The sequence below is a fragment of the Endozoicomonas atrinae genome, assembly GCF_001647025.1.
Taxonomy (GTDB): Bacteria; Pseudomonadota; Gammaproteobacteria; order Pseudomonadales; family Endozoicomonadaceae; genus Endozoicomonas; species Endozoicomonas atrinae.
The window spans coordinates 1-24,824 of record NZ_LUKQ02000040.1 but is presented as its reverse complement, the minus strand read 5'-3'; the positions used below and the strand labels follow the sequence as shown (position 1 = coordinate 24,824).

Genomic DNA, 24,824 nt, shown 5'->3' with positions numbered 1-24,824 from the left:
TTCACTCCACTAAATGTGACTCAAGAGTTACACCTCCAGAAGCCTGCATGCCCATAAGCAAGGAAATACTGTCTACAGTTTCAGAAACTGTAGAGAAAGGATCAAGAATGAGAGACTACTTCAGCCTGTTATTGCCACTGTGGGCCCTGCTAGCCAGTATTCTGGGCTATTTTTTCAGTCCTGAGCTGACCCCTTTCAAGAACACACTGATCCCGATAATAGCCCTGATCATGTTTGTTATGGGGCTGACTATTACTACTCAAGACCTGAAGACAACCTTTAGGAAACCCCAGCCATTGATGATTGGCGTTCTGCTTCAATTCCTGCTTATGCCCGCCAGCGCCTGGTTAATCAGTACCATCCTGGGCTTACCTCAGGAGATACTCATTGGCATGATTCTAGTGGGATCAGCCCCGGGGGGGACCTCTTCCAATGTCCTTACCTACCTTGCTGGGGGGCGAGTGGCTCTATCGGTCAGTATGACAACGGTATCTACCCTGGCTTCAATCATCCTAACCCCTTGGATTACTGCTCTTTATTTACAGGAGGTTATCCACGTTGACCGTAGCGCAATGCTGATCAGCATTGCACAAATGATCATCATTCCCGTGCTTGCCGGAATACTCATTAAGGCCAGACTGCCAAACCTGGTATCAATAGCTTTGCCAATACTGCCAAAAATTGCAGTACTTGGTATTGCTTCCGCTATTTGTCTCGTTGTCGCCTTGAATGCAGGTTCAGTCACATCTCTGGGCATATTGGTACTATGCGCTGTAGTTCTACACAACATCTCAGGTCTGGCAGCAGGGTATGCCCTCGCTCGCGCAATGGGCCAAGACCGGATCACTGCGCGGACTATTGCTATTGAGGTTGGCACCCAGAACAGCGGAATGGCATCGGCTCTAGCCGTTAAACACTTTTCTGTGCTTGCGGCCATCCCATCAGCTCTGTTCAGTGTTATCCAGAACATTATCGGGACTGGACTGTCCGGTTTCTGGTCAAGTAGGCCAACCTCTGACCAGAAAGCAGGAAACCGCTTGACCAACGACAGTTGAAGTGTAGAATGCCAGACAATTTGCCAACCAGACAGCTTTTACTCGTTGGTAAAGCTGACTCTTTGACCAAAAAGAGTTAACCTGAAAGAGATTCGTCCAGAACAGGGTTTCAATGAAACTGCGCTTGCACATGAACCGTCAGTTAATCAAAAGAGAAAACAGGATCCTTGTTACTGGTGCTGATTTAACCACTTTATCTGTATTTCAAAAAATAGCCCCTTAACACAGGGGCTTTTTTTTGACTTAAAAATGACCAAAGGCGACAGGTATTACCCCCATGGGAAACAGGTTCTTTAACAGGAACATTATCTCCATAGCCGACCTTACCCGGGAAGATATGGAACAGATTCTTGAAGTGGCTGCTGAACTCAAACAAACGCCACGTCCAGGTCTACTGCAAGGCAAAGTGATTGCCAGCTGTTTTTTTGAGGCATCCACCCGCACACGCCTCTCGTTTGAAACAGCCGTTCAAAGACTAGGAGGCACCCTGATTGGTTTTGCTGACGGTGGTAACACGTCAGCAAAAAAAGGGGAAACACTTGCTGACTCCATCAAAATCATCAGCTCCTATACCGATGCCGTGGTTATGCGCCACCCTAAGGAAGGTGCCGCCCGGCTGGCCTCAGAATTCTCCAGTGTACCCATTATCAATGGTGGTGACGGCTCCAACCAGCACCCAACGCAGACCCTGCTGGATCTGTTTAGCATTCGAGAGTGCCAAGGTCAATTGGACAACCTGAAAGTCACCTTTGTTGGTGACCTGAAATATGGCAGAACAGTGCACTCACTGGCTCAGGCCCTGACCCACTTTAATGCTGAATTTAATTTTATTGCTCCGGATGCACTGGCAATGCCGGACTACATCCTGCAGGAGCTGGATGAAAAAGGTATCAAGTGGCGCCGGGCTGACAGCATAGAAGAGGTGGTTGCCGATACGGATATCATCTACATGACCCGGGTTCAGAAAGAGCGATTCGATGAAACCGAGTATAAGCACATTGCATCAAACTATGTGCTGAACAATGAAACCCTGAAAGAAGCACCACCACACCTGAAAGTGCTGCACCCTCTTCCAAGGGTTGATGAGATAGCCGTTGAAGTCGATCAGACCCCGCATGCCTATTACTTCGAACAGGCCCGGAATGGTGTATTTGCCCGTCAGGCACTGCTGGCTCTGATTCTGAATGAAACACTGTGAGGAATAATCGATGAGTAACAAACTTCAGGTTGAAGCCATCTGCCAGGGAACTGTCATCGACCATATTCCGGCTGGACAGGGTGTAAAAATCCTCGACCGCCTTCATTTGCTGAACAGTGAAGCGCGCATTACAGTGGGCTTTAATTTACCCAGTAAAGCCCGGGGCTTCAAAGACATTATTAAGGTCGAAGGACGGATGTTTACCGAACAGGAGGCCAATGAACTGGCACTGTTCGCACCAAGCGCAACCATCAACGTGATTGATGATTACCGGGTGGTAGATAAGTTCACCATGGCCATTCCAAAAACGCTGAGAGCAGCATTCGCCTGCCCCAACTCTAACTGCATTACCCATAATGAGCCGGTTGAGAGCTATTTCTACCTGCGTCAGAAAAGTAATGATATCCAGTTAAAATGCCACTACTGCGAAAAGTCCTTTAGTAAGGAAATTGTGGCAGAGCTGAGATAGCGGCAAGAACAAGGCGCTCAGGATCTGATAAAGAGCGCCTTTTATCCCTGCTTTATTAAAACAACTGTTTTAAACAAAAAAGTAAAATACTTCCTACTCCCAAGCAGACGTATCCCACCAATGTCTAATTTCCAAACACTGAATATCTAACTATTATTTAACTTTCAGCCAGTTAGTGGGTGATAACTATGAGTTCTTGTCCAGTTTCTAACTTTATCGGTAATCGCTGCATGCCTGACCCTGTGCGAGCAGAGTCTGTTGCGGCAAAAAACCAGAACTTTGCTGAAGAAGCCAGCTTTTTCGCCGCTTTGTTCAAGCACCTCTCGGTAAGACCCGTGCCTGACCCTGCTTTGATAATGGTTCTTAACAAGCAATGGCTTGAAAGGAAAAAAAGAAAAGTTACCAAGAAAGGCAAGTCTGAACAGCTGTGGCTGAGTAAAAAGGCCGACGATGATCCATCGGATGAATGGGATAAATTCGAGGAAGTTTGAACACACAGTGTTACTGCTAATTTTCTTGGGGTCCATTAAGCCATTTCACAATTTCCACCATGTGGCTGGAATTTGCTTGGTGGAAAGACACTATTTCAATGATTCGCGATAATCCGTACAGTTCGTTTGATTTGTCCATTAAATCGGCGCGATAATACGCCGTGTCATTTACCGTGAATGTTCTGAAAAGTCTTCAGGATGCTTTCACGCTATACCGTATCCACCCCCATAGTTTGTACAGTGGAAATGGTATTAACCAGCTAACTTCTTCCTCGCCCATCTCTGCGACGACCAGGATAAAGATTGTATCCTTATAGCTGGCCACCCGGCTTCCAATAGGTAAAGCCATTTTTTCAGGACTGAAAGGAACGAGATTAAGGCATTGAGTGGTTTTCTAGGATTTTTTAAGAAAAGAAGCGCGAGTAAAGACTCTTCCCCTGAAAAAGGGAAGAAAGAGCTTTCTGGCAACAAAAAACAGGCTTCACGTTCCAGAAACAACGTCCAGGGCAAATCATCAAAGCGTCCGAAGCAAACACACAGCAGAAAGTCAGGCCATCATACTCCGATACAGGAAAACTGGAGTATTGACCAGTTTCAGGTAGCCCCTGATCCCGAAAAGACCCGCTTTCATGATTTTGAGCTGCCCAGCGAACTGATGCATGCGATTGCTGACCAAGGCTTCAAGTACTGCACACCGATTCAAGCAGAGGTGCTGGGTAGCACTATTGCGGGACGGGATGCTATCGGCAAAGCTCAGACAGGAACCGGAAAAACGGCAGCATTTCTGATCAGTACGATCAAGCAGCTGATTGAAACCCCCGCACCCGATACGCGCTACCTGGGCGAACCACGCGCTGTCATTATCGCCCCTACCCGGGAGCTGGCTTTACAGATTGGTAAGGACGCCGAAGCCCTGACACAGTATCTTCCCCTGCACGTTGTGACCGTTGTGGGTGGTATGGATTATGAGAAGCAGCGTAAACGTATCAGCGAAAATTATGTTGATATTCTCGTTGCAACGCCTGGGCGCCTGCTGGACTATTGTGAGCGTAAAGACCTGTTTCTGGATCTTGTTGAAGTCATGGTCATTGACGAAGCAGACCGAATGCTGGACATGGGCTTTATCCCACAGGTACGGCGTATTATCCGAATGACTCCAAGGCCGGGAGACCGCCAGACTCTGCTATTCTCTGCGACATTCACTGATGATGTATTAAGGCTTGGGGAACAGTGGACCTGGAATCCGGTAAAAGTTGAGATTGAGCCTGACAGTGTTGCCACAGACACAGTAGAACAAAAAGTTTATATCCTCTCATCTGATCAGAAGTTCCCCCTGCTGGTAAACCTGATTAACCATCATCAGCTGGAAAAAGTCATTGTTTTCACTAATCGCAGGGACCAAACTCGAAAACTGACCGAAAAGCTGCAAAAAGTTGGTATCAAAGCTGACCAGATCTCTGGAGAAGTTCCCCAGAACAAACGTCTCAGGACTCTGGAGAATTTCCGCTCTGGAAAAATTTCAGTATTGGTGGCTACCGATGTTGCAGGCCGGGGAATCCACATTGATGGAATCAGCCATGTCATCAACTACAACCTGCCTGAAGATCCTGATGACTATGTCCACAGGATTGGCAGAACAGGGAGAGCTGGAGCCAGTGGAACCAGCATCAGCTTTGCCTGTGAAGATGATTCTTTTCTTATACCTGATCTTGAAGCGCTGCTGGGTGATAAGCTGAAGAAAGACTATCCACCGGAACAACTTCTTGTTGCCCCCCGACACAGTAAGCGTCATTAAGATCGCTGAGCAGGCGAACTCTACTCATTCGCCTGCTCAAAGAAGCTAAATCATTAATAATTAAAAGAAATAGAAATCAAAAAAAGAGTAAATTTTTTATAAAAAAAGGCGATATATCTCTTTAAGCATAGAAGTAAAACACATCAATTTAAACCCTTTAGGAGGACAAAAGTTTTTTTTTATTCTTCATCGAAATTTAGCCTTGCCGGATTAAATCTTTTCGATAAGAATCAAATATGAGTGACCCCAAAAACAGACAAGGGAGCTGCCTATGGGACATGCCTTGGAAACCAGGCCAGATAACTCACCCATAACTACCACCTACATACTGGACAGTAACGTCCTTATTCATGACCCTAACTCTATCCTCAACTTTGAAGAACATCAGGTACTGATTCCCATAACCGTCCTGGAAGAACTGGACAAACTCAAAAACGGCAAACAAACCATCGCAGCAGACTGCCGCCAGGCCATTCGACTAATCGATAACATTTTGGGTACAGCAACACCTGCGGAAATAGAGCAGGGAGTCCCCATCCAGAGAAACCATAGCAATGAAACGTCCGGCACGCTCTCTATCATGATGAGTCATGCCGATGATAAAATTACAACACTCCCCACCAGCAATAACGATAACCAGATAATTAACGACATCTGTCAGTATCAGAAAGCCCATCCAGACCGGCAGTTCATACTGGTAACCAAAGACATTAATATGCGCCTCAAAGCCAGAGGCTGCGGCATTCTTACGGAAGACTATCACAGTGATCAGCTGGTCAGTGATATTGGATTACTGACAAAAGGTTATATCCATTATGAAGGTAATTTCTGGGATCGGGTAAATGAAGTAAAAACCGTACAACTTGATGGCAAAACCATCCACACCTTGAATAAGAGTGAGTTTGCAGAAGAATTGTATCTCAACAAGTTCCTTTTAGACGACCAAGGGTTTGTAGCAAAAGTCATCGACATATCAGACGACCAGGTAAGTCTGCAACACTACAGCAGAGAAAGCCTGATGCATCAGGAAGCCTGGGGATTGAGGCCACTAAACATCAATCAGGCCATGGCCTTGAACCTCCTTCTTGACCCGGATGTACACCTGGTTAATCTCAATGGAGCCGCAGGTTCTGGTAAGACAATTCTGGCTCTGGCAGCTGCCATTGAAATGACGATTGCCACCAAACAGTACCGGAGAATTATTGCAACACGTTCAACCCGGGGATTGGATGAAGATATTGGCTTCCTGCCAGGTACCGAGGCTGAAAAGATGGAGCCATGGCTGGGTGCTATTACCGATAACCTGGAAGCACTTCACAATGATGACGAGTCCACTAACAGCAGTGTGGAGTACATACTGGATCGGGTACCGCTACATTTCAAATCCCTGAACTACATCCGCGGAAGGAGTTTCCAGCAGAGTCTGATCATCATTGATGAATGTCAGAATCTGACCCCTCACCAGATCAAAACCATCATCACTCGCGCCGGTGTTGGCAGTAAAGTGATCTGCCTTGGAAACCTGGCCCAGATCGATACACCTTATCTCGCAGCCACCAGCTCTGGGTTAACCTATATGACAGAGCGACTGAAGCATTTTCCCCACGGAGGTTCAATGCAGCTTCAGGGTGTACCGAGGTCACCACTGGCCGCTTATGCTGAAGCCCACCTTTAATTAATTCGCCTTAATCTCTACAAAGCCCCGGCACTTAACAGCCGGGGCTTTCTATTTTTTCAGTAAGTGTTACAGACTCTGTTATGAGGAAGCTGATAAGCTGATCTTGTGGTCCGGAAAAACAAAATATAGAAAGTTAATCTCTCTTTCCTGCAGGTGTCTTCCATGTTCACCAAAAAGCTTGAACTTGATGATTTCATGAATGGTCTGGCTCGCAGAAACCCCAATGAGCCTGAGTTTCACCAGGCTGTCCATGAGGTAGCCGAAAGCGTTATCCCTTATATCAACCACCACCAGAAATATATTGATGCACGAATTCTGGAGCGAATGACTGAGCCCGACCGCATCATTATCTTCAGGGTCTGCTGGGAAGACGATGAAGGACATATTCGCGTAAACCGTGGTTATCGGGTGCAGTTTAATAATGCCATTGGACCTTACAAAGGGGGCCTTCGATTTACCAGTAACCTGACACTGGACACCCTCAAATTTCTTGGGTTTGAACAGACATTCAAGAACAGCCTTACAACACTGCCACTGGGCTCAGCCAAAGGTGGTGCCGACTTTAACCCAAAGGGAAAAAGTGACCGGGAAGTCATGCGATTCTGCCAATCATTTATGACAGAGCTGCACAAACATATAGGCGCCCATACAGATGTTCCTGCCGGTGATATTGGGGTTGGTTCACGGGAAATCAGCTATATGTTTGGCCAATACAAGCGCCTGCAGAATGAGTTTCGCAGCATCTTGACGGGTAAAGAGTTAGCCTACGGTGGCAGCTTGATCCGAAAAGAGGCCACGGGTTATGGCACCGTTTTTTTTACCCAGGAAATGCTTAAAGCTCACAACAGGGAGCTGGAAGGAAAACGTTGCGTCGTTTCCGGCTCTGGCAATGTTGCCCTCTATACAGCACAAAAAACCATGCAGCTGGGAGCTATGGTTGTCGCCATGTCTGACTCTGCTGGCAGTTTCCATATTCCTGCTGGAATAACCCAAGAGCATCTTGATTATCTAATTGATCTGAAAGAAAAGCGCCGTGGACGAATCAGCGATTTCGCAGAGCATTTTGGCTGTGATTTCCACCCGGATAAAAAGGTATGGAATTTCCCCTGCGATATTGCATTTGCCTGCGCCACACAGAATGAGCTGGAACTCAATGATGCAAAAACGCTGGTAAGCAATGGCTGTATTGCACTGGCAGAAGGTGCCAATATGCCAACGACAATGGAAGCCAGTCACTACCTGAGAGAAGCCGGTATCCTTTTTGCACCAGCCAAAGCAGCCAATGCCGGAGGCGTCGCTGTTTCCGGCCTGGAGATGTCACAAAATAGCATGCGCCTCTCCTGGCCAATGGAAGAGCTTGAAAAACGGCTGGAAGACATTATGTTCAAAATCCATCAGCAGAGCAAAAGGTATGGTCAGCAATCGGATAACTCCATTGATTACGTTCGTGGCTCCAACATTGCCGGTTTTACCAAGGTAGCCGATGCCATGCTTTCGTACGGTGTCGTTTAATCAGTTTGAAGTGTTCAACACCCCCTGAACCTGATTTAACGCTGTCAGCAAATAATCAACATGCCTGCGGGAGTGACTGGCGCTCAAAGTCACTCTCAAGCGAGCCTCTCCCCTGGGTACCGTTGGAGGACGAATAGCCGTAATCAAAATACCAAGCTCTGCCAGCTTCCGGCTGACCAACAGCGCTTTTTCTACACTACCCACCAAAATAGGCTGTATGGGAGTCATCGATTCCATCAGTGGTATGCCCATGGCATGACAACCATCCCTGAATAGTTTGATCAGATCGGTAAGGTGCTCGCGACGCCAGCTCTCAGATTCCAGAATCTGAAGACTGACCTGTGTTGCATCGGCAATGGCAGGGGGCATAGCCGTTGTATAAATATAAGATCGGGAAAACTGTATTAATGTTTCAATGAGCTCTTCACTGCCAGCAACGAAGGCACCCGATGTGCCAAACGCTTTCCCCAAAGTTCCTACAAGCACCGGCACTTGCTTTATGGAAAGCTGCCAGTGACTGACACTCCCCCGCCCTCCTTCCCCCAGAAACCCAAAACCATGGGCATCATCAACCATAAGACAGGCATCATTGTTCTTCGCTACATTCGCCAGCATACTCAAAGGCGCTAAATCACCATCCATACTGAATACGCCATCCGTCACAATCAACTTACGATACGCATTGCTGTCCGATAAGCGGTTCGTCAGTACCTCTGAATCAGCATGACGGTATCGCAGCACCCTCGCTCCCGATAGTTTTCCTGCATCCAGAAGAGAGGCATGATTCAGCCGATCCTGACAGACAAGACCTCCCCTTTCCACAAGTGCACTGATGACCCCCAGATTGGCCATATAGCCTGTCGAGAACAGCAAAACTCTTGGCCTTCGGGTAAACGCTGCTAATGCTTCTTCCAGTTCATGATGGGCTCTGCTATGACCAATAATCATGTGAGAGGCACCGCCACCCAGACCGTATCGATTTGCAGCCTGTTGAAACCGTGCAATAACCGCAGGGTGATTAGCCAGCCCCAGATAGTCATTACTGCAAAAAGCAAGGTAACGTTTGCCATTGACCAGAACCTCTGGCCCTTGAGGACCATCAAGTACCAGCCGCTCACGGTGTAACTGTTCTGAACGTCTTTGATCCAGCACTTCCCTCAGCTGAAAACCTTCCATAACCCTTTGCTCTCCTCCCCTTAGACCTACCGTTAGATCATTCTTTTTGTGCGATTCAAAATTGTGTCTAAAACCAGGCTCTGTTGACATAAAGTTGCTGACTCAGCTCAAACCAGAGTATTCGTGACCAGGCGTAAGAACGCTGGAATACAAATGTATTTCAAGTTCTTGAACGGCATCACGCGAGCTCTGGTTTGAGCCCTAGGGCGGGACGCGCAGTCTGGTTCGTATAGCCGCCTTCCAGCTGCGTTGGACTGGTTTGATGTAGCACCACTTCACCTGCACCAGTCCGCCTTGTGGAAAACGGCTATACGAGTCACTGAGCCTGCAATCTAATGTAAACAGAGCCTAGACAGGTTTATGGAATTAAGAAGGTAGTTTTTGTGTCAAATTGAAAACAGTGATCCATACAGGAACCCGTTCTTCAGCATTGGAGCGCCTAAGGAAAGCCGGAATCAGTTCAAACCGGCCTGAGAAGAATTCACTGACATCGTCTAGATTTAACAGGCATAGTAAGGAGTATGATGATGAAATCAGGTATATATCTTCTTCTACTGATGGTGGTATTACTGATTACCGGACTTTCTATTGAAGCAGCCAAACGCGTTCCACCCTCCATTGCCCAGGATTCAAACCCTGACAATCATGTCAATTTTGCAGGCACCTGGAAGAACCAGCGAGGCTCCCTGTTAACGCTGCAAAATGCAGGCAGTGATATTTTGAAAGGCCACTTCACTACAGCAGTCGCCAATACCCAGGCTTGTATTGGTAAGGAAGTACCAGTGCAAGCTGTACACAATAGCAACTCTTTTGCATTAAGCCTGAGCATGAAAAGCTGCGGTTCCCCTGTTACGATTGCCATCAGCGGCTTGCTGCGCAAACCCGAAACAGCGGGAGAACCTGATAAAATCGATACCATGGCTCTTATACAGTGGCATGGTCAGGAAACCTGGAAATCAAGGGTCATTACCAATGACACATTCATGAGGGTGAATTAACAGACAGGATGTCAGCGATAGCTGTTATCAATGGTCATGATAGGCGTTATTAACCTTTTCAACCCTATTAAAGGAACTCTCCCTGATCTACTATTGTCATCAATATCACCAGCTTGAATAATCAGGGAGTGTTTAATGCTGCTCGTTATATCTCCAGCCAAAACACTGGACTACGAAACACCATCCACAACAGAGAAATTCACTCAACCAGATTTTATTGACCAGTCCACTCTTCTGATTGAAGAGCTTCGTGAATTAAGCCCGGCTGATATTGGGGGCTTGATGAGCATCAGTGATAAGCTGTCCCAGCTCAATGCAGCCCGTTTTGAGGCATGGTCGACACCATTCAGTCTGGATAACGCCAAGCAGGCCATACTGGCTTTTAAGGGTGATGTTTACACCGGCCTTGATGCGGAAACGCTGAATGAAAAACAGCTTTCCTTTGCCCAGCAGCACCTGAGAATTCTCTCCGGCCTCTACGGTCTTCTCCGCCCATTAGACCTGATGCAGGCCTACCGCCTGGAAATGGGAACACGATTTGCCAACCAGCGTGGAAAAGATCTTTATCAGTTCTGGGGAAACTTGATCACAGAACAGTTGAACAAAGAGCTGGCCAGTCAGAAAAACCAGGTTCTGCTCAACCTGGCTTCAAATGAATACTTCAAGTCTGTTCAGCCAAAACAGATTAACGGGCAGATTATTACGCCTGTGTTTAAAGACTGGAAGAACGGTCAGTACAAAATTATCAGTTTCTATGCCAAAAAAGCCCGTGGTCTGATGTGCCGCTACATTATCGACCATAACATTGACCATAACATTGACCAGCCAGAAAAGATCAAAGGCTTTGACTATGAAGGTTACGCCTTCAATAAAGGCATGTCCTCCGATAAGGAGTGGGTGTTTACCCGGGACGCTCAAGGTTAGCGTTCTGTTGAAATAAGGTTCCTTTCTCAGTAAACCGACTGTAACTGCAGCTCCCGCTTTCTGGTATACAGAAAGCGGATCACGTCATAGCTGAAAGGTGAATCAAAGTCTTCATAGGTGAACTGAATTTCTGACCGATAATTAATGCCATAAATGGCAAAAACAGCAGGGACAGAATAGTAGTGCTCAGGCACCCTCAGAAAGTTAACCTCATCTTGAGCAAGAATATCACCAGCCAGTCCGAAGCTATCCCGCATATTGCTGGGCCCGAGGACCGGCAGCATTAGATATGGCCCTGCCCCGATACCGTAGCGGGCCAGAGTCATACCAAAATCATTGCGCTGATAGGTCAGCCCTGCCGCATCAGCAGGGTCAAAGAAGCCCAGAATACCAACCGTTGTATTGAGTACCAGGCGAGCTCCTGAACGAAGAGCTGCCTTAGCCCGCAGCTGCACCAGACTGTTCAGCGTGTTAGGTACATCCTGCATATTCTGAAAGAAATTTGCTACACCCTTGCGAATAAAAGAAGGGACTGTCACACGGTAGAGATTCAGGGCCGGCTTGAGCAGGTAACGATCAAGTGTTGAGTTAAACCGGAAAAACACACGGTTGACTGGTTCCAGCGGGTCATAGACATTAATAAATGACAATTGCCTTATATCAGTTCGAGTCTGACTTCCGTGTTGTTCATAAAACTCCAATTGATCCATAGGGTTGGAATACGGTATGCGATCCTGAGCAAATATTGAGGATATTGAAAACGAGAGAAACAGGAAGAAGCTACGCATCCGGGAATGCTCCTGTTTTTATAAACCCAACCATATCCTGCACATTCGTGGAAAACTGAAGGTTACCCATATGGCCCCCATAAGGGTAAATCCTGGCACGACGGCCAAATGTATCGTAAATAAACGTTAATCCTGGCTGGTCAATAATCAGGTCATCCGCGTTATGCATCACACCAATATGTTGAGATTTTTTCAGCCATCGCTCCAAAACCGGTAAACTGCTCTGCAGGAAGGCCTCTCTCCTTGTCATCAGAGATTCCCCCTGTTCTTTACGGTGTGCATTGAGTGATGGCAACAGCATACGTTCAAGGTATTGCTGAAAGCTCCAGTGCATGGATCGATGAAAGAATGGTGTACGGCTCTCGGTTACCGTCATTTTCTGACCATCAGGAGCAATAAGCCCTGTCCGGTTCATAACATCAGCGGTAAACACTAGAGAAGCAATGGAGAAACGAAAGGCAACACCAATAAGCAAGGCCAGTTCACCATCGCTCATAGTTTCAACTTCTCTACCTATAACCTCTTTCAGGCTGTCATCAACATCAAGATGATTATTCCTGCGAAAATACTCCGCCAGCTGATCAAAAAAGTGATTAAACAAACCGGTTGTATCATCTATGCCTTGAACCTTTACTCTTGTCAGTTGATCCAGATTATGAATAGATCGCTCAAGATATACCGGTGGATTTATCAGCAGTATTCGCTGAAAACCAATCCGTTCTTTCCTGTCATCCAGAGCCCCGACAAAAGCAGCATCCAGGGCTCCCAGGCTGTAGCCAGCCAGATACACACCATTAATGATCAGTCGTTTATTAAACTGGCTGATCCGTTGCAGGCTGGCTTCCATAAGCCGGTACAGGTCACTGGCATCCTGTCGGGAAATACCCGGCAAATGTGTATTGGAAGCATTCACCATAAAGTCTGAGCTGGTTGGAGAAGATAGCTGAACGACATGAAAACCAGCCCGGTAGAAAACCCGTTTCAAAAACTCTACCTTACTGGCATTAAAGCGAGCACCGGTGCCGGCAATTAGAAATATAAGGGGAGCAGGCCGGTTCTGCCAGGCAAACCGGACAGTTGCTCTTTGGGAATTGGTAAAGGCAGGAGGTATTGGGCCAGAAACCAGTGGATGATAGATTTTCAGATTAATTTCATTAATTGCAGGCCCCGACAAATCAGGCCACAGATGTTCTGGTGTACCCAGCACAGTGGATAAAAAAGGATTTTTAATGGGGTAGTCATAGGACGCCCCGGAGCATAGGGCGTAAAGGCAGAAAAATGCCAGTAGCCCAGCTCGGAAATCTACCATTGGCTTATAACTCTATGCTTGCCTTAAAAGACTCAAGCATAGAGCAAGATCCTACTTTTCTCAGAACAGAATGGTATAAAAATCAACGCAGCATTGAGGGAGAGTCAATCCAGAAGTAGACAGACCAGCTGTGTTTAAACAAGCCGGGGGTATTCTGCTTCCTTAAAGACCCTCGAACCTGATCTTCGAGCAGATATTGCGTCTCTTCACCCCGCCCTTCAAGCAAGCCCTGCTGTTCATACCACCCACCTGGATTTTCCCCTAGGCACTGATTGATAAAAGTCTGAGCCTGTTCATACACCTGATGAGCGGTCTCCTGGTCAGGATAAGCCTTATTGCAGACATAGCTGTATTTATCGCCCCACTGCCATATCTGACAGCTGTTTTCTATCAGCTGATAACGGCTCTCCCAGAGAGTGATCTTGTTTTTATAAGAAGGGCGATAACGGATGCTCTCAAAGTTATTATTGCTTTTTCTGAATAGGGTAGAAAGCGACTGACAGTCTGCCTGGTCTACTTTTGAAGGAGTGCCTGTTGTTGATGAATCTTTTGAAGCCAGTGAGCTGCACCCGGAAAGCATAGCCGCCAAAAAGGTCACGAAAACAAGTTGCTTTCCTGAAACCGTCTCCCAAAACATTCCTTCTCCTCCTCAGGGCAAGCCAGATTATTGCTGACGATCGTTAGAAGGGTATAGGGACACAAAGAGAAAATAAATAAAAAAAGCCGGTCTGCTGAAATATAGCTGACCGGCTTTTTGATTTTTGCATAGTTAAGCTGACTATCAGAGCCTGCATCAAAGCATCAATTAATCAGAACTTGTAGTTCAGCTGAGCTCCTAGAATATGGGAGCTGCTGCTGAATGTACCTTCTAGCATCCCATAATCAGGGCCACCGTGAGATACTTCACTAATGGCACCGTCTTTCAGCTTCACGTAAGCATATGCGAAGTCAACACTCATATCATCAGCAACTTTCCAGTTCGCTCCAAAGGTAAACCAGTTACGATTAGCATCTGGCGAGCGAGCGGTTCTGAACTCATCACTAACTGGAGACTCATCAAACATATAGCCTGCACGCAGCAACCACTGATCATTCAGTTGATAAGATGTACCCAATGACAATGCCCATGTGTCATCCCAGTTCATTGGAACATAGTAAGCAGAGCCTGACCCATCAGATTTAACAACATCAAACTCTTTAAAGCGACTCCAGCGAGTCCATGTAATATCAGCCATAACAGTCCATTGCTCATCCAGTTTATGAGTGGCACTGGCCATCAATTTTTCTGGCATCACAATAGACAGGTTGACATTTTCTTCAGGACTGATTGAAGTGGTATAAGTGCCACCCAATTTGAAGTCGAGCTTAGAGTGGTACGCAAGGCCAAGTGTGGTCGCATCAGTGACATTCCAAATAGTACCAATATTCCAAGCTACAGTGTTGTCATCACCCTCAATGTTTCCATCGATAAGCCCATAAGCCTTGCTGGTCAGCTCACCTTTAACATGAGAACCAATCAAGCCAAAGCCAACAGACAAATCATCATTGAACTTGTAGGAAACTGTACCTTGGATGTTCATAACCTGAACGCTGGTCTTTTTAGCAAAAGACTGTCCAACCCAGCCATCTTCATAGTCAAGCTCAATACCATAAGGAGCATAACCCGCCAGACCAAAACTCCACTGATCATCAATTGGCATTACAAAGTAGCCAAAGGGTACAAAGGCTGTTTTCTGGAAGTCGCTTGCACTACCGGGAATGGTACCATTTACAGGGTCATCCTTAATACTACCGTTAAAATCCCCACCTTCCAGAATCACATCCGCACCAACAGATACCTGGGTGCCTTCTACAAAGCTGATACCGGCGGGATTAGTGGCAGAAATAGACGCATCAATAGCATTGGAAGCACGGCCTGCAAAGCCAGTACCCAGATAGCTGGCAGACTGTTCGTTGATACCGTAACCGGCAGCCTGAACGAAAGAAACCTGAGATGCCAGTGCAATAGCAGAGGCGAGAATGACCTTGCGGCTGAGCTGAAACTGCATAATACCCTCAAACCTTAAAACTCTGACGAGCCATCATCAGAACGAATTAGGTGCTTGTATAAAAATTGCTGGCGATCATACAGAGGCTTTTTAGACAATTCTGTTATATTTTTGTTTCAGAACGAAAAAAGTAAGTAACCACACACGCTATAAGTCATCAAGCGAGCTGCCATCTGTCCCTGTACAACATGTACATTTCGGCCTGAGCTTTCCGGACACTCCAGCCCAGTAACAATTTCTTTCTGCTGCCGATACCACTAACAATACAACCGGCCAGCCTATGTGATCATGTTCAATCTACCCAGAAATCCACTTTTTCATAGAACACCAGGAGTCGAGGGTTCAGGTCCAGGCTCTATCCAGCCCAATGTTGAGCAGACTCCAAAACATACAGAAACGCCAGTTCGCACGGATAGAGGCCGGGAAATTAAAGGTGCAGATGCCACGAAATATTTGGATGAGCCGGACAGACCGGTAATTGGTGCAGGCAGAGCACCGCTAACAGATACCGAAGCCTCATCCGTTCCAGCACATCAAACGTCTGGTTTAAATAAGAATAAGCTGGATAGCGATAGGCTTTTGAAAGAGCGCTCTGACTTGCTGGAACAGGCAGAGAAGCTTCTTGGCACCATTAATGAGAAGAAAGTGGTAGGTATCTCTCTGGAACAGCTGGAAATAGCTCAAGCAAATGGCGCTGAACAGGTTCTGGAAACACTTCAGAGTATGAAGTTCCCCGAGGGCCTTAAAGTTCAAATCACCCTGAAGTCTCAACCTAACAAACCACTTAGCCTCATACCTCCTGGTGATGAGCTGAAAGGCCAGAAGAAACTTGGCAGATTAATGGACAAAACCGTAGAGACCCTCAAAAATCACCATAATAAGAACTTAAATAAAGAAGCAAGTATCAGTAAAGCCGAAAAAATAAGACAATCCCTTGTTACCAACGACAACGAGATTGCAGGTAGAGACACCAGAGGCCAGGGAGAAGGGGCTCAGGCTTTTGACCAGCTCAAGGGCAGAAGGTGTGAAATCACCGTGCATCATCGATCTCCCGTTGAGCAGAGCTATGTCGAGGCCAAGCACCATGTTACAAGCCCATTAGCTAAGTCTTCAGCAAGTGAGCATCCACAAGCAGAGTCTGGACAAGCGGAAAGAACTGAAATTCGGAAGTTAGCACCTTCTCCCCAAAAACTGGCTACTCCCCAAATAGATACAGAAAATACTGAAACATTGCCGGTGACTGAACAATCACCCCTCAAAAACCCAGGAACCCTTAGCCCTGAATCACCACCAGTTTCCGAGAAAACGACACCATACAGCACACCTCTAACAGAGCAAGGTACAGCCAGAGAAGCCTTTTCACATGATGAGAATGGGGATATTGACACAGAGGATGAAGGCTTAACCAAGACAACCTATTCCACTTCGCAGGAGCAAGCTGTCCCCATAACCTCCTCCCCAGCAGGTGATATATCGAGTCAACCTGGAACTCCTGTTTATCCAGTACCACTCCCTTTAGTGAATACTTCGCAAACAATCGTCCCCCCTCAGACTGAAGAGAAAGGAGTGGTTTCACCACAGAGTGGATCGCTGGCTACTGATTCAACCGATACCACTAGCACTGAAACACCTCCATTTATTCAGGAGGCAAAACAAAAAAGCATTCCAGAACCTGAAAATGAAGGGACTATCACAGCAGAAGATGATCACTCTGCCATCGATCCCTTTTCCACTGCGCAGGAGCAAGCTGATCCCATACCACACCAAAGTGTTGATGAAAGCCTACAACAACCCGTTTCTGCTACCTCCTATTCCCCTTTAAGTGATGGCGATATTGCAACAGAAGCAATACTCTCGGTAACGGACCCTGCTCCTGCCCCCAAGGAGCAAGTTGACGCCATACCACAGGCATTGAGTATCGATGAAAGTCCACTACAAACCGTTCCCGTTGATACCCACTCCCCCTTACCGGAAGCGATACCAGCACACGCCCTCTCTCAAGAAGAAATCCAGAAATCCGGTGGTCAGACTGCATCAAGTAAAACGGCACCAGGCATACCTGACGCTCCATCTCCACGTTTCTCAGACCTTCTAGAGCTGGTAGATAAAGTAAAATCCAAGGAAGAACAGTCAAATCAATATTCACCAGTGGACGAGCTTCAGCCTGCCGGGTTAGAAGCATCCATTCGTGCTCAAGAAGCTGAGCAGGTCAGCCGTCCTCAAACTGAGGATATTGCAGCTGGAGCAAAACACTCAGTCAAAGCAGAGCCATCAGATATTCAGCCAGAAAAGGCTCCGCCTACCCCGCAAACAGAGTCAACAGCAACAGTAACCCCACAAACTGAAAGCGCCGCCCAATCGCAAGACTTACTTAAGCGAGGGGAGGTACAAGATCCACGCTCAGCAATGCTTGAGGCTATAAGATCTCAAGAAATCAAACTAAAACCAACGAATAAGGCTCACCCGGCTCAAAGCAAGGGCCAACAAACCAGTGGGAATAGATCGCTGGATGGCAATACAGCAGGCGCACCTGAGCAATACAGTGCTACCTCAACTATCCCAGTAGGTACTATAGAACCAACTGAAGAAGCAGTTCAAAACGCACCAGTGTCACCATCCGACGAGCATCAGCCTGGTTCAATAACAGTTCCTGCTACCCCCACCCCTGTTCCGGAAGAACTGGAAGTGAGACAAACGGAGGTCGAACAAATAAGCTCCACTCAAGTGAGTAGCAAAGAAACTGATCGGATCACTGTACCTATTGACGAAATTGACTCTGTAACACCACCAGAAGAAGTTGCTCAGCTATACACACCTGAGCCCTTCACCGGTGAGTATCAGCCTGCACAAACAACATTTTCTGTTTCTCCTTTCCCTGAACCGGAAGATCCACAGGCAACTGTCTTCACTCAACCTGAGCAAATCAGTCCCACTCAGGCTAACAGCAGAGCAACCGATGACATCGCTGTACGTGAGGACGAAGCAGAAGACACATCATCAAGTAATAAGCCGCGTAGCGATTCAAAATTTAAAGCAGAGTTGATACAAGCCGCTGCAAAAATGATGGGAAGAGCCCCGGATAGCATTGATACGGATGAGACCACTGATACGTCAGAGCCATCTGACCTGTCCCCTGAAGAATTAATCAATAAAATGGATGTCTCACTGCCTCCGGAAGAAATAGTTCAGCCATACTCATCAGCTCCTGCACCGAGCGAGCATCAAACGACAAAAGCAACGGGTGCTGTTCCTGACACCTCTCCAGAAACCGAGACGGGGGAACAAGCCAGCACCCTCCAAACTGATCGTAGTTCTATCTCAGCACAAGGTTTACCTGAAGAATTTGATGATGTTGCTGATGATCCAGAGCACTCTATCCTGGCAACCCCAACCAGTACTCAGCCATCCCAGGACAGTGATGATACCGGTCCATTGAAACCGCCTTCACCACCGGTGCCTCCGCCTATATCGGAAGCGCTTCTAAGGTCAGCAATGGGCAAGACGGCCCCTGAACAAACCAGCACAACTCAACCAGATAGTCCAGAAACGGTCAGCAACGCCGGACCATATGATGAAATTGATAGCGCGTCGTCAAGTCAGCATCCTCTAAGTGGACAAGCATTCAAAAATGATCTCGCAGCAGTAGCAGAGAGAATGAGTAAAAAACATCAGGCCGCCAAAACTGATATTGATACACAATTGGCTCTGGAAAAAAAAGAGAGGGAAGCTAAAGAAGAAGCAGAGAGAAAGGCAAAGGAAGAAGCAGGTGTATCTGACCAAGACACAACGAATCGAAAGTCATTTCTGGAGACCATGACAAGCGCGCTAGCTTCGATATTCAAAGCAAATCATGGTAATGAAGATAACGATAACGATGACGATGACGATGACACTGATGATGAAGAAGATAATTCTGATCCTGATAAATGGTAATCAGGATCTTCAGAAAGTAAGCCTGCTCTATCAGAGATAGAGCAGGCTTACTTTATTCGTCAGTGATTCAACACCTGCCCAAGGAACTTACGGGTTCGCTCTGAACGGGGATGACTGAAAAACGCTTCCGGTGGTGCCTGTTCAATAATCTGACCTTCATCCATAAAGATAACCCGATCGGCTACTGTCCGGGCAAAACCCATTTCATGAGTCACGCAGAGCATGGTCATCCCTTCCTGCGCCAGTTCGATCATGACATCCAGTACCTCTTTAATCATTTCCGGATCAAGCGCAGAGGTCGGCTCATCAAACAGCATAACTTCAGGGTTCATGCAGAGACTCCGGGCAATCGCCACCCGCTGCTGCTGGCCTCCAGATAACTGACCAGGGTATTTATTGGCCTGATCTGGAATTCTCACCCGCTCCAGGTACTCCATGGCCACCTTCTCGGCTTCCTTTCGGGACTGTTTACGAACCCAGATAGGTGCCAGTGTGCAGTTCTCCAGAATGGTCAGGTGTGGAAACAGGTTAAACTGCTGGAATACCATCCCGACTTCACGACGGATAGTTTCTATGTTCTTCAGATCATTAGTCAGCCGGGTTCCATCCACCACAATGCTGCCTTCCTGGTGCTCTTCAAGACAGTTGATGCAGCGAATTAATGTCGACTTACCGGACCCGGAAGGGCCACAGATAACGATCTTCTCCCCTTTCTTAACATTCAGATTGATATCACGCAGAACGTGAAACTGACCATACCACTTATTCAGGCCGCTGATTTCGATCAGGCTGGCCTGCTCAGTTGCGGATTCACGCTGAATCGTTACCTCTGGCTGACCATCTTTCTTTAATGGCTTTTGCAGGCGAGGCTCATCAAGATAATCACTCATACGATTGGCGTCCCTGATTTAATTATCGATGTAATTGTTGTTCGAGTCGCTGGCTGTACTTTGACATGCCGAAACAGAAAACCCAGAAAACCAGTCCGGCAAACAGATAGCCTTCAACAGAGTTACCCAGCCAGGCGGGGTCATTCAGTCCAGCCTGAATAATGGCCAGTAGATCAAACAGGCCTATAACCAGTACCAGACTGGTGTCTTTAAACAGGGCAATAAAGGTATTCACAACACCGGGAATTACCAGCCTCATGGCCTGTGGCAGAATAATCATGATCATCCCCTGCCAGTAACTCAGACCCAGACTGTTAAACGCCTCAAACTGCCCTTTGGGTATGGCCTGAAGCCCTCCTCGCACCACTTCTGCCATATAGGCAGCCTGAAACAGGATAATGCCGATCAGCGCCCTGAGCAGCTTGTCAAAAACCACTTCTTCTGGAACAAACAGTGGCAACATAACTGATGCCATAAATAGTACGGTGATCAGTGGAACACCACGCCAGAGTTCAATATACGCAGTGCATAACGATCGTATCACCGGCATATTGGAACGGCGCCCAAGGGCAAGCAAAACTCCAAATGGCAAAGAGGCGATCATCCCACACAGTGCCAGCAACAGTGTCAGCATTAAGCCGCCCCACTGATGGGTTTCCACTTTCTCAAGCCCCAACAGGTCACCGTAGAGAAGGAACCAGGAAACAACAGGCATTAGTATCAGGCTGTAGCCTAGCACCCACTTTTTACCCGGCGTCACTTTAAACGATAGCCAGGCAATCAATATTGCCAGCTGGGCAAAAAAAAGATCTGCCCGCCACTGCTGCTCTTCCGGGTAAAACCCGTAGATAAACTGGTCAAGCCTTGCCGTGATAAAAGCCCAGCATGCGCCGTCACTGCTACAGTCACTGCTGCTTTCGCCAAACCAGGTCGCGTCCATAAATGCCCACTGCACCAACGGGGGTACAAACAGATACAGGCTGTAAGCAATCAACAGTGTTGCCAGCGCACTCAGTGGATTGGCAAAAAGATTATTTCTCACCCATGCCATCACACCTACGGCTCTTGCAGGTGGTTCACGGGCAGGGATCATTGTTATATCGTGACTGATCATTTCTCCCACCACTCTCTTATAATCAGCGCTCGATGAGCGCAACACGCTTGTTATAGATATTCATCAGCAGAGAAACACTCAAACTGATGGTGAGATAAACAGCCATCGTCATGGCAATCACTTCCACCGCCTGTCCGGTCTGGTTCAATGTGGTGCCTGCAAAGACACTGACCAGGTCCGGATAACCAATCGCAGTCGCCAGTGAAGAGTTTTTTGCCAGGTTAAGGTACTGATTCGTCAATGGCGGAATGATCACCTTCATCGCCTGGGGAATCACCACCAGCGTAAGCACTTTGCCGGGTTTCAATCCCAATGACGCAGCCGCCTCTTTCTGTCCTTTCTGAACAGATTCAATACCCGCTCTCACAACCTCTGCAATAAAGGCTGAGGTATAAATGGTCAGGGCCAGCAACAATGCCCCCAGTTCAGGAATGATGGAAATACCACCACGGAAGTTAAAGCCTTTCAGTTCTGGCGTATCCAAAACCAAAGACGCACCAGAAAGGTGCCACGTAAGGACAGGAATGCCCGCTAGCAGTGCAGCCATATACCAGGGTGCACCTGAAATGCTCTTACCCGTCTCGACTCTTCTCTTCTGGTTTATTGACCTGAGAAATAACGCCAGACCAATCGCAACCAGACAGCTCACCATGACTGGCAGAAGCCCCTGCTCAATAATGGGCTTCGGCAAAAAAAGACCTCGCAGGTTCAGAAAGACACTCTCACCAAGGGCAAAACTTTGCCGAGGATGAGGTAATGCAGCCAGTACCGCGAAATACCAGAAAAAGATTTGCAGCAGTAATGGAATATTGCGGAAAGTTTCAATAAAGACAGATGCCATTCTGGCCAGCAGCCAGTTTGAGGACAGTCTGGCAACACCAATCAGAAAACCCAGTATGGTAGCGAAGAAGATACCTAATCCGGAAACCAGCAGGGTATTGAGTATGCCAACAACGAAGGTACGGCCATAGCTGTGGGATTCGTCATACTCCACCAGTGATTGAATGATACCAAAGCCCGCTTCCTGGGAGAGAAAGTCAAAACCGGTGCTGATACCACGATGTTCCAGATTGTTCATGGTGTTATTGATAACCCAGACACCGAGCATCACAACCACCAGCACAACAACCCCCTGCATGAACAGAGGTCTGAATGAGGCATCACGCCATAGCCTCAGGGCCTCCTTTACCAGGGAGGGTGTTGCATTCTTTTTATGGGATACGTGCTCAGGATCACTCACGACCGAACTCCCTTTTTATTCTTATCTCGTTCCCGCGCTATCAGGCCCTTCCTTCAGGTCCTGAGGGGAGTGCAGAACTGTCCATAAACCCGCCCTCACGCCGTGCGTGCAAGCGGGATATATTGTAGAACGATCGAATTAACGGAAGGGGGGAGCGTAGAGAATACCGCCTTCGTTCCAGAGGGCATTCAGACCACGATCAATCTGAAGCGGGGACTCTGCACCAACGTTACGCTCAAAGATCTCTTCATAGTTACCCACCTGCTCGATAATCCGCAGAGACCAGTCATCGTCCAGGGCAAGGCCTTTACCCTTGGGACCATCAATGCCCAGCAAGCGGCGTACATTGGGATCAGAAGATGCTTTTTGCGCCTTAATATTGCCAGAGGTCAGGCCCAGTTCTTCACCATTAATCATGGCGGCCAGGCTCCACTTAACAATGTTGAACCACTGGTCATCACCCTGACGAACCACTGGACCAAGTGGTTCTTTTGAAATCACTTCAGGCAGAACCACCGCAGAATCAGGCTTGGATAAACGAACTCTTAACGCATAAAGCTGTGACTGGTCCGAGGTCAGTACATCGCAGCGACCGGCATCAAACCCACTTGCCGTTCCATCGGAAGTATCAAAGACAACTGGCTGATACTCCATATTATTAGTACGGAAGTAATCAGCAAGATTTAGTTCACTGGTGGTACCGGACTGAATGCAGACTGAGGCTCCATCCAACTCCTTGGCACTTTTCACACCCAGCTCTTTTTTGACCATAAAGCCCTGGCCATCATAATAAGAAACGCCAGTAAAATTGAGTCCCAGGGAAGCGTCACGGGTCAACGTCCAGGTGGTATTTCTGGAGAGGACATCAATTTCGCCAGACTGCAGTGCAGTAAAACGTTCTTTGGCTGTCAGTGGAACAAACTTGACCTTGCTGGCATCCTTCAGAGTCGCTGCGGCAACAGCACGGCAGACATCAACGTCCAGTCCGCTCCACTGCCCTTTATCATCCGGGTTACTGAAACCCGGAAGGCCGGTGCTGACACCACAAGCCACGTAGCCTTTTTCCTTTACCGACTCCAACGTTGCCGAAGCACTTGCTACCTGTGCAAAACCTGCTGCCGCAAAAGCACCCAGCACGGCTGCTGTTTTCAAACTTTTCAGCATGAGAACATTCCTTTTGTGTTGTTGTTATTTTCAGCACGCGACTGCCCAGCACAGGTCAATCCAGCCCAGCCACCGGACAATCCCTGACGCGCTTTAACTCATGGCTTTTCAACCATACCTGCAAGAAAAAGCACTAGCAACTGTTATGCCGCTAATGTCTTTAATCTGCCAGGAACTTTGGCCGGTATTATTGAACAAAACTGTCCTAATAAAGTATTTCTGAGCTTTCCGAGTTGCGTATCAATTGTGTTAAACTGCCGTCCACTTCGATAACCATGCAGTGATAAGTCTTCCAATGTCTCAAAGAATCAGCGAACACTACAAGGCCATTATTGAGTCCGTCGGTGAAGATATTCATCGGGAAGGCCTTAGAGATACGCCGCTTCGAGCTGCCAAAGCAATGCAGTACCTGACCAGAGGTTATAGCCAGACACTGGAAGAGATCGTTAATGGTGCAGTGTTTGAGTCTGACATCAGCGAGATGGTCGTCATCAAAGACATTGAGCTTTACTCAATGTGTGAGCATCACATGTTGCCATTTATTGGCAAGTGCCATATTGGCTACGTACCCAGGGGGAAAGTGCTCGGTTTGTCCAAGTTTGCCCGTATTGTGGATATGTATGCCCGCCGTCTGCAGATTCAGGAAAATATGACCAAGCAGATTGCCGATGCCATTATGGAAGTAACCGATGCCAAAGGTGTTGCTGTCGTAATTGAAGCACAACATATGTGCATGATGATGCGCGGTGTTGAAAAACAGAACTCATCCATGACCTCTTCGGTTATGCGTGGTCTGATGAAAGATAATCAGCCAACCCGGGAAGAGTTTCTTCGGTTTATTCGCTAAGTCACCTTCATTACTTGAAACAAAAAAGCCAGCGTACGCTGGCTTTTTTAATATAGGAGTTTGTTTTAATACCAATCGCATTTTCTAAATCCTTAAGCTGCCGCCAACTATGCTTAGGCATCATTACCATGCATTATCTAGAACAGATGTCTCGTCGACCACAGCTACCCGAAGGTTTTAATGATGTTGATTTTC

The 24,824-nt window shown here is 47.4% G+C and carries 20 protein-coding genes; 11 read left to right on the top strand and 9 right to left on the bottom strand.

Annotated features, from left to right (window positions below):
• The first annotated feature begins 47 nt into the window (after positions 1–47).
• The 7 genes from AK963_RS08030 to gdhA all read left to right on the top strand — a co-directional run bounded on the left by AK963_RS08030 (position 48) and on the right by gdhA (position 8,198).
• Complete coding sequence (locus AK963_RS08030; protein ID WP_083232534.1) at positions 48–1,055, top strand: bile acid:sodium symporter family protein; 1,008 nt, start codon at positions 48–50, stop codon at positions 1,053–1,055.
• A gap of 277 nt (positions 1,056–1,332) precedes the next feature.
• Entirely contained in the window at positions 1,333–2,253 is a 921-nt protein-coding gene (gene pyrB / locus AK963_RS08025) for an aspartate carbamoyltransferase (protein ID WP_066014930.1), read from the top strand.
• 10 nt (positions 2,254–2,263) lie between these two features.
• Positions 2,264–2,722 (top strand): aspartate carbamoyltransferase regulatory subunit, encoded by a 459-nt coding sequence (pyrI, locus tag AK963_RS08020; RefSeq protein ID WP_066014929.1) that lies wholly within the window; start codon positions 2,264–2,266, stop codon positions 2,720–2,722.
• Between the two features lie 188 nt (positions 2,723–2,910).
• Complete coding sequence (locus AK963_RS08015; protein WP_066014928.1) at positions 2,911–3,213, top strand: hypothetical protein; 303 nt, start codon at positions 2,911–2,913, stop codon at positions 3,211–3,213.
• 382 nt (positions 3,214–3,595) lie between these two features.
• Positions 3,596–5,008, top strand: coding sequence for an ATP-dependent RNA helicase RhlB (rhlB, locus tag AK963_RS08010; RefSeq protein ID WP_066014927.1), 1,413 nt, complete (start codon positions 3,596–3,598; stop codon positions 5,006–5,008).
• A gap of 271 nt (positions 5,009–5,279) precedes the next feature.
• Positions 5,280–6,683, top strand: a complete 1,404-nt coding sequence (locus AK963_RS08005) for a PhoH family protein (RefSeq protein ID WP_066014926.1) — start codon at positions 5,280–5,282, stop codon at positions 6,681–6,683.
• A gap of 165 nt (positions 6,684–6,848) precedes the next feature.
• The gene (gdhA, locus tag AK963_RS08000) at positions 6,849–8,198 is read left to right on the top strand and encodes an NADP-specific glutamate dehydrogenase (RefSeq protein WP_066014925.1); all 1,350 of its coding nucleotides are present in this window, start codon (positions 6,849–6,851) and stop codon (positions 8,196–8,198) included.
• Here the strand turns inward: gdhA and bioF are convergent, their stop codons facing one another.
• Positions 8,199–9,374, bottom strand: a complete 1,176-nt coding sequence (gene bioF / locus AK963_RS07995) for an 8-amino-7-oxononanoate synthase (protein ID WP_066014924.1) — start codon at positions 9,372–9,374, stop codon at positions 8,199–8,201.
• Between the two features lie 521 nt (positions 9,375–9,895).
• Between bioF and AK963_RS07990 the strand changes: the two genes are divergently transcribed.
• Positions 9,896–10,372, top strand: a complete 477-nt coding sequence (locus tag AK963_RS07990) for an avidin/streptavidin family protein (protein ID WP_083232533.1) — start codon at positions 9,896–9,898, stop codon at positions 10,370–10,372.
• A gap of 135 nt (positions 10,373–10,507) precedes the next feature.
• Complete coding sequence (yaaA, locus tag AK963_RS07985) at positions 10,508–11,296, top strand: peroxide stress protein YaaA (protein WP_066014922.1); 789 nt, start codon at positions 10,508–10,510, stop codon at positions 11,294–11,296.
• A gap of 26 nt (positions 11,297–11,322) precedes the next feature.
• Here the strand turns inward: yaaA and AK963_RS07980 are convergent, their stop codons facing one another.
• The 4 genes from AK963_RS07980 to AK963_RS07965 form a co-directional block, all read right to left on the bottom strand.
• Complete coding sequence (locus AK963_RS07980) at positions 11,323–12,084, bottom strand: MlaA family lipoprotein (protein ID WP_083232532.1); 762 nt, start codon at positions 12,082–12,084, stop codon at positions 11,323–11,325.
• Positions 12,077–13,393: a hypothetical protein gene (locus AK963_RS07975; RefSeq protein ID WP_066014921.1), complete on the bottom strand. Its 1,317-nt coding sequence runs from the start codon at positions 13,391–13,393 to the stop codon at positions 12,077–12,079. The genes AK963_RS07980 and AK963_RS07975 overlap by 8 nt, the downstream gene beginning before the upstream one ends.
• A gap of 82 nt (positions 13,394–13,475) precedes the next feature.
• Positions 13,476–14,030 carry a hypothetical protein gene (locus AK963_RS07970; protein WP_066014920.1) on the bottom strand — a complete coding sequence of 185 codons (555 nt, stop codon included), beginning with the start codon at positions 14,028–14,030 and terminating at the stop codon, positions 13,476–13,478.
• Positions 14,031–14,202: 172 nt separating this feature from the next.
• Positions 14,203–15,441, bottom strand: a complete 1,239-nt coding sequence (locus AK963_RS07965; protein WP_066014919.1) for an OmpP1/FadL family transporter — start codon at positions 15,439–15,441, stop codon at positions 14,203–14,205.
• 288 nt (positions 15,442–15,729) lie between these two features.
• Here AK963_RS07965 and AK963_RS07960 point away from each other — a divergent pair, with 288 nt between their 5' ends.
• A complete protein-coding gene (locus AK963_RS07960; RefSeq protein ID WP_066014918.1) occupies positions 15,730–19,374 on the top strand; it encodes a hypothetical protein in 3,645 nt (1,214 codons plus the stop codon).
• 59 nt (positions 19,375–19,433) lie between these two features.
• Here AK963_RS07960 and AK963_RS07955 read toward each other — a convergent pair whose 3' ends face one another.
• The 4 genes from AK963_RS07955 to AK963_RS07940 all read right to left on the bottom strand — a co-directional run bounded on the left by AK963_RS07955 (position 19,434) and on the right by AK963_RS07940 (position 23,782).
• Positions 19,434–20,264 carry an amino acid ABC transporter ATP-binding protein gene (locus tag AK963_RS07955; protein ID WP_274520503.1) on the bottom strand — a complete coding sequence of 277 codons (831 nt, stop codon included), beginning with the start codon at positions 20,262–20,264 and terminating at the stop codon, positions 19,434–19,436.
• 22 nt (positions 20,265–20,286) lie between these two features.
• Positions 20,287–21,375 carry an amino acid ABC transporter permease gene (locus AK963_RS07950; RefSeq protein WP_066014941.1) on the bottom strand — a complete coding sequence of 363 codons (1,089 nt, stop codon included), beginning with the start codon at positions 21,373–21,375 and terminating at the stop codon, positions 20,287–20,289.
• 25 nt (positions 21,376–21,400) lie between these two features.
• Positions 21,401–22,618 carry an amino acid ABC transporter permease gene (locus AK963_RS07945; RefSeq protein WP_420795601.1) on the bottom strand — a complete coding sequence of 406 codons (1,218 nt, stop codon included), beginning with the start codon at positions 22,616–22,618 and terminating at the stop codon, positions 21,401–21,403.
• Positions 22,619–22,756: 138 nt separating this feature from the next.
• The gene (locus AK963_RS07940) at positions 22,757–23,782 is read right to left on the bottom strand and encodes an amino acid ABC transporter substrate-binding protein (protein ID WP_066014917.1); all 1,026 of its coding nucleotides are present in this window, start codon (positions 23,780–23,782) and stop codon (positions 22,757–22,759) included.
• Between the two features lie 295 nt (positions 23,783–24,077).
• Between AK963_RS07940 and folE the strand changes: the two genes are divergently transcribed.
• Complete coding sequence (gene folE, locus AK963_RS07935) at positions 24,078–24,629, top strand: GTP cyclohydrolase I FolE (protein ID WP_066014916.1); 552 nt, start codon at positions 24,078–24,080, stop codon at positions 24,627–24,629.
• Positions 24,630–24,824: the final 195 nt, after the last annotated feature.

Bases quoted from the DNA above. Each gene is read 5' to 3' on its own strand.
- AK963_RS08030 (WP_083232534.1), top strand. From the start codon at position 48: ATGCCCATAAGCAAGGAAATACTGTCTACAGTTTCAGAAACTGTAGAG.
- pyrB (WP_066014930.1), top strand. From the start codon at position 1,333: ATGGGAAACAGGTTCTTTAACAGGAACATTATCTCCATAGCCGACCTT.
- pyrI (WP_066014929.1), top strand. From the start codon at position 2,264: ATGAGTAACAAACTTCAGGTTGAAGCCATCTGCCAGGGAACTGTCATC.
- AK963_RS08015 (WP_066014928.1), top strand. From the start codon at position 2,911: ATGAGTTCTTGTCCAGTTTCTAACTTTATCGGTAATCGCTGCATGCCT.
- AK963_RS08005 (WP_066014926.1), top strand. From the start codon at position 5,280: ATGGGACATGCCTTGGAAACCAGGCCAGATAACTCACCCATAACTACC.
- gdhA (WP_066014925.1), top strand. From the start codon at position 6,849: ATGTTCACCAAAAAGCTTGAACTTGATGATTTCATGAATGGTCTGGCT.
- bioF (WP_066014924.1), bottom strand. From the start codon at position 9,374: ATGGAAGGTTTTCAGCTGAGGGAAGTGCTGGATCAAAGACGTTCAGAA.
- AK963_RS07990 (WP_083232533.1), top strand. From the start codon at position 9,896: ATGATGATGAAATCAGGTATATATCTTCTTCTACTGATGGTGGTATTA.
- yaaA (WP_066014922.1), top strand. From the start codon at position 10,508: ATGCTGCTCGTTATATCTCCAGCCAAAACACTGGACTACGAAACACCA.
- AK963_RS07980 (WP_083232532.1), bottom strand. From the start codon at position 12,084: ATGCGTAGCTTCTTCCTGTTTCTCTCGTTTTCAATATCCTCAATATTT.
- AK963_RS07975 (WP_066014921.1), bottom strand. From the start codon at position 13,393: ATGGTAGATTTCCGAGCTGGGCTACTGGCATTTTTCTGCCTTTACGCC.
- AK963_RS07970 (WP_066014920.1), bottom strand. From the start codon at position 14,030: ATGTTTTGGGAGACGGTTTCAGGAAAGCAACTTGTTTTCGTGACCTTT.
- AK963_RS07965 (WP_066014919.1), bottom strand. From the start codon at position 15,441: ATGCAGTTTCAGCTCAGCCGCAAGGTCATTCTCGCCTCTGCTATTGCA.
- AK963_RS07960 (WP_066014918.1), top strand. From the start codon at position 15,730: ATGTTCAATCTACCCAGAAATCCACTTTTTCATAGAACACCAGGAGTC.
- AK963_RS07955 (WP_274520503.1), bottom strand. From the start codon at position 20,264: ATGAGTGATTATCTTGATGAGCCTCGCCTGCAAAAGCCATTAAAGAAA.
- AK963_RS07940 (WP_066014917.1), bottom strand. From the start codon at position 23,782: ATGCTGAAAAGTTTGAAAACAGCAGCCGTGCTGGGTGCTTTTGCGGCA.
- folE (WP_066014916.1), top strand. From the start codon at position 24,078: ATGTCTCAAAGAATCAGCGAACACTACAAGGCCATTATTGAGTCCGTC.